Below are 4,299 nucleotides of genomic sequence, written 5' to 3'. Positions count from 1 at the left end.
TGGTCGCGGTGACGGCCGGCGAGAGCGCCGAGGCGCCCGCGGTGTTGGTCGCGGCGACCTGGAAGCTGTACGCCGTGGCGGCGTTCAGCCCGCTCACGGTGGCGGAGGTGCCGGTGGCGTCGGCGGCCTTCGTGCCGTTGCGGTAGACCGCGTAGCCGGTGGCGCCCTGGACGGGCGACCAGGAGAGCGCGACCGACGACGAGGTGACCGCTCCGGCCCGCAGTCCGGTGGGTACGGCGGGCGTCTGTACGGGTGCGCCGCCCGGCCCCACGAGGGTCAGGTCGTCGGCGTAGTAGGCGCCCGTGCCGTACCAGCCGTTGGTGTACACGGTCACCGAGGTGGTCGCTGGGCCCGTCCTGAAGCTGGTGGTCAGCTTCTGCCAGTCGGGCGCCGACTGCGTCCAGGTGGAGACGTCGGTGGTGCCGGTGCCCGAGGCGCCGAGGTAGACGTAGCTGCCGCGTACCCAGGCGCTCAGGGTGTACGCGGAGTCCGGCTTGACCGTGACGGTCTGCGAGCACTTGGCGTTGTCGCTGCCGGCGGGCGTCGCCTTGAGCGCGCCGCTGCCGCCGTGGACCGGGGTGGTGACGGCGGCGCCGCTGCCGGCCGTACAGCTCCAGCCGCTGAGGCCCGCCTCGAACGTTCCGTTGCGCGCGAGGTCGGTGTCGGCGGCGTTCGCCGCCTGGGCGGAGGCGACGAGGCCTCCGGCCGCGAGGACGGCCGCGGTGAGCGTGGCCACCCATCGTGAGTGCGGGGCCGAGCGCGCTGAACGCGCGGGCCGACGTCTGATCCGGTCCACAACAGCCACAACTGCCTCCGGGCGTGGGGGAAATGGGGTGGGGGAAATGGGGTGGCGGGGCGCGCACAACATGGTCCAGACCAATCCCGCTTGTCAAGACCTCCGGCACCACGGCTCTCCCCCGCCTGCCCCCTCGCCCTCCCCTGCCAGCCCCCGGGTCCGGCCCCTCACTCCAGCTCGTCCCTGCCCGTCCCCCACCCCTCGCCCCGCCCCGCCAGCGCCGCGGCCGCCTCGTGCATCGCCATCTCCAGCAGCGCCGGGTCGGTCAGCGTCCCCGAACCGTCCGGCGGGACCAGCCAGCGCACCCCGCGCCCGGCGTGCCCCGGGTACGGCACGACGATCCAGGTGCCGTCCCCCACCCCCCGTACCCCCGTCCCGAGCCAGCGCGCGACCGTGCCCGGCGGTACGAAGAAGCCCATGCGGGCGTCCCCGAAGTCCGCGAGCACCGGTCCCGTCCTGTCGACGAGCCTGGTCAGTACGTCGAGCGTCGGGTAGCCGAGATCGGCCGACAGGATCAGCACGTCCCAGCGCCTGCCCGCCGGGAGGAGCGCGATCCCGAGCGGGTTACGCTCCCATTCCCACTGGCACGCGTCGGGATCAGGTGCCACCGACGCCAGCCACTCGACCGCGCTTTCTGTCCCCGAGCCAGTCATCCGCCCGGCCTCCATCCCTGTTGTCGGACCATCCGTCCACACAGGGGAGAGGGGGGTGGAGCTGATCTATGACGAGACTTCCGACCACGACTTGCGTTCAACTGTCGAAGCCGAGCCCCAGCCTGTCCATGGTCCGCAGCCACGCGTTGCGCCGCCCGCCCCGGGCGTCGGCGCGCGCCAGCGACCACTTCGTCAGCCCGATCCCGGCCCACGCCACCGGCTCCGGCGGGAACGGCACCGGCTTGCTGCGCACCATCTCCAGCTCGGTCCGCTCGGTGCGCGCGCCCGCGAGCAGATCGAGCATCACCTCGCCGCCGAACCGCGTCGCCCCGACCCCGAGACCGGTGTATCCGGCGGCGTACGCGACCCGCCCGTCGTACGCCGTGCCGAAGAAGGCGGAGAAGCGCGAGCAGGTGTCGATCGCCCCGCCCCAGGCGTGGCTGAAGCGCACCCCCTCCAACTGCGGGAAGCAGCGCAGGAAGTGGGACGCGAGCTTCAGATACGTCTCGGGGCGGTGGTCAAGATCGGCGCTGAGCCGCCCGCCGTACGGGTAGACCGCGTCGTAACCGCCCCACAGGATCCGGTTGTCGGCGGTGATCCGGAAGTAGTGGAACTGGTTGGCGCTGTCACCGAGCCCCTGCCTGCCCCGCCAGCCGACCGAGGCGAGCTGTGCGGCGGTCAGCGGCTCGGTCGTCAGCGCGTAGTCGTAGACCGGCACGGTGTACGGGCGCACCCGCCTGACCAGCGAGGGGAAGACATTGGTGCCGAGGGCGACCCGGCGCGCGAAGACCCTGCCGTACGGCGTACGGACCGCCATCCCGGCCCCGGACCTGGCCAGTTCCAGCCCGCTGGTGTTCTCGTAGATCCGCACCCCGAGAGCGAGGCAGGCCCGCTTGAGGCCCCAGGCGAGCCTGGCCGGGTTCAGCATGGCGACCCCGCGCGGGTCGTGCAGACCGCCGAGGAACGTCGGGGAGTCGACCTCGGCCCGTACCTCGTCGCGGTCGAGCAGTTCGAGCCCGGTGAAGCCGAGCCGTGCCGCCGCGTCCCGCGCCTCGCGCAGCTCGTCGAGCTGGTGCGGCTCGGTGGCGACATCGATCTCGCCGGTGCGCTCGAAGTCGCAGTCGATGCCGTAGCGGACCACCGCCGCCTCGATGGCGTCGAGATTGCCCTCGCCGAGCCGCTCCAGTGTCCGCAGCTCGTCGGGCCAGCGGGCGAGGCCGTTGCTGAACCCGTGGGTGAGGGAGGCGGCGCAGAAGCCGCCGTTGCGGCCCGAGGCCGCCCAGCCCACCTCGTGGCTCTCGATCAGCACGACCTCGCGCCGCGCGTCGCGCTCCTTCGCCAGCAGCGCGGTCCACAGCCCGCTGTAACCGCCGCCGATCACCAGCAGATCGCACTGCTCGTCACCGGTGAGGGCGGGCACGGCGGCCGGCCTCCCCGGGTCGTCGAGCCAGAAGGATGCGGGCCGCACCCCGGAGAGCGAAGCGGCCACCGCCGCCCCCGACACCTGATGACCCGAAGACGTTCGGTGTGACGTTGCCGATCCCGTACGCATGGCGCTCGGAGCCATGTCTTCCAACTCCCTCGGTGACACTCAGGCGGTGGCGGCGGTCTTCTTGCGCCGGTTGCTGACGATCTGACCCGCGACGACCATCACTACGGCAATGATGAACATCGCCGTCCCGATCACGTTGATCTGCACCGGCGTGCCGCGCTGCGCCGAGCCCCAGACGAACATCGGGAAGGTCACGGTCGACCCGGCGTTGAAATTGGTGATGATGAAGTCGTCGAACGAGAGCGCGAAGGCGAGCAGCGCGCCTGCGGCGATACCCGGCAGCGCGATCGGGAAGGTGACGCGCAGGAAGGTCTGCGCGGGACCGGCGTAGAGGTCGCGCGCCGCCTCTTCCAGCCTCGGATCCATGGACATCACGCGTGCCTTGACCGCCGTGACCACGAAGCTCAGGCAGAACATGATGTGGGCGATGAGGATCGTCCAGAAGCCGAGCTGCGCGCCCAGGTTGAGGAAGAGCGTCAGCAGCGAGGCCGCCATCACGACCTCGGGCATCGCCATCGGCAGGAAGATCAGCGAGTTGACCGAGCCGCGCGCCCGGAAGCGGTAGCGGACCAGGGCGAAGGCGATCATCGTGCCGAGGACGGTGGCCACGATCGTCGCGTACGCCGCGATCTGGAGGGAGAGCGTGAGCGAGCCGCACAGTCCCGCGACATCGCAGGGCTGCTTCCAGGCGTCCAGCGAGAAGTGCTGCCACGAGTAGTTGAAGCGTCCCACCGGCTTGTTGAACGAGAACACCATCACGACGATGTTCGGCAGAACCATGTATCCGAGTGTCACGACGCCCGCGATGACGACCAGGTGCTTGCGTATCCAGGGGATCAGGGGGATCGCACGCATCACAGGAGTTCCTCCGTTCCCGCTCGGCGGATGTAGAAGGTGACCATCGCCAGGACGACCGCCATGAGGATGAAGGACAGGGCCGCCGCGATCGGATAGTCCAGGACCCGCAGGAACTGTGACTGGATGACGCTGCCGATCATCTTGGTGTCGGCGGAGCCGAGCAGTTCGGCGTTGACGTAGTCGCCGCTCGCGGGGATGAAGGTGAGCAGTGTGCCGGAGACGACCCCCGGCAGCGAGAGCGGGAAGGTCACCCGGCGGAAGGTGGTCAGCGGCCTGGCGTAGAGGTCGCCGGCGGCCTCGTGGAGCCGGCCGTCGATGCGCTCCAGCGAGGTGTAGAGCGGCAGGATCATGAACGGCAGGAAGTTGTACGTCAGTCCGCAGACGACCGCCAGGGGTGTGGCGAGGACGCGGCTGCCCTCGGTCCAGCCGAGCCAGCCCGT

The 4,299-nt window shown here is 70.7% G+C and carries 5 protein-coding genes; all 5 read right to left on the bottom strand.

What is annotated here, in order from left to right; genetic code table 11:
• Positions 1 to 736, bottom strand: a 736-nt coding sequence (locus QR77_RS44170; protein WP_236710861.1) for a carbohydrate binding domain-containing protein, incomplete at its 3' end; no start/stop codon positions are given.
• Positions 737 to 963: 227 nt separating this feature from the next.
• The gene (locus tag QR77_RS30515; protein ID WP_040028925.1) at positions 964 to 1,449 is read right to left on the bottom strand and encodes a hypothetical protein; all 486 of its coding nucleotides are present in this window, start codon (positions 1,447 to 1,449) and stop codon (positions 964 to 966) included.
• Positions 1,450 to 1,546: 97 nt separating this feature from the next.
• Positions 1,547 to 3,001 carry an FAD-dependent oxidoreductase gene (locus QR77_RS30510; RefSeq protein WP_078877903.1) on the bottom strand — a complete coding sequence of 485 codons (1,455 nt, stop codon included), beginning with the start codon at positions 2,999 to 3,001 and terminating at the stop codon, positions 1,547 to 1,549.
• A 39-nt stretch (positions 3,002 to 3,040) separates the two neighbouring features.
• Complete coding sequence (locus QR77_RS30505) at positions 3,041 to 3,856, bottom strand: ABC transporter permease (protein ID WP_236710860.1); 816 nt, start codon at positions 3,854 to 3,856, stop codon at positions 3,041 to 3,043.
• Positions 3,856 to 4,299, bottom strand: a 444-nt coding sequence (locus QR77_RS49310) for an ABC transporter permease (RefSeq protein ID WP_040025218.1), incomplete at its 5' end; no start/stop codon positions are given. The genes QR77_RS30505 and QR77_RS49310, both read right to left, overlap by 1 nt.

The sequence above is a fragment of the Streptomyces sp. 150FB genome, from assembly GCF_000818195.1.
In the GTDB taxonomy this organism is placed as follows: domain Bacteria; phylum Actinomycetota; class Actinomycetes; order Streptomycetales; family Streptomycetaceae; genus Streptomyces.
This window is presented reverse-complemented; position numbering and strand designations above follow the sequence as displayed.

Coding starts and splice junctions, on each gene's coding strand:
- QR77_RS30515 (WP_040028925.1), bottom strand. CDS start 1,449: ATGACTGGCTCGGGGACAGAAAGCGCGGTCGAGTGGCTGGCGTCGGTG.
- QR77_RS30510 (WP_078877903.1), bottom strand. CDS start 3,001: ATGCGTACGGGATCGGCAACGTCACACCGAACGTCTTCGGGTCATCAG.
- QR77_RS30505 (WP_236710860.1), bottom strand. CDS start 3,856: ATGCGTGCGATCCCCCTGATCCCCTGGATACGCAAGCACCTGGTCGTC.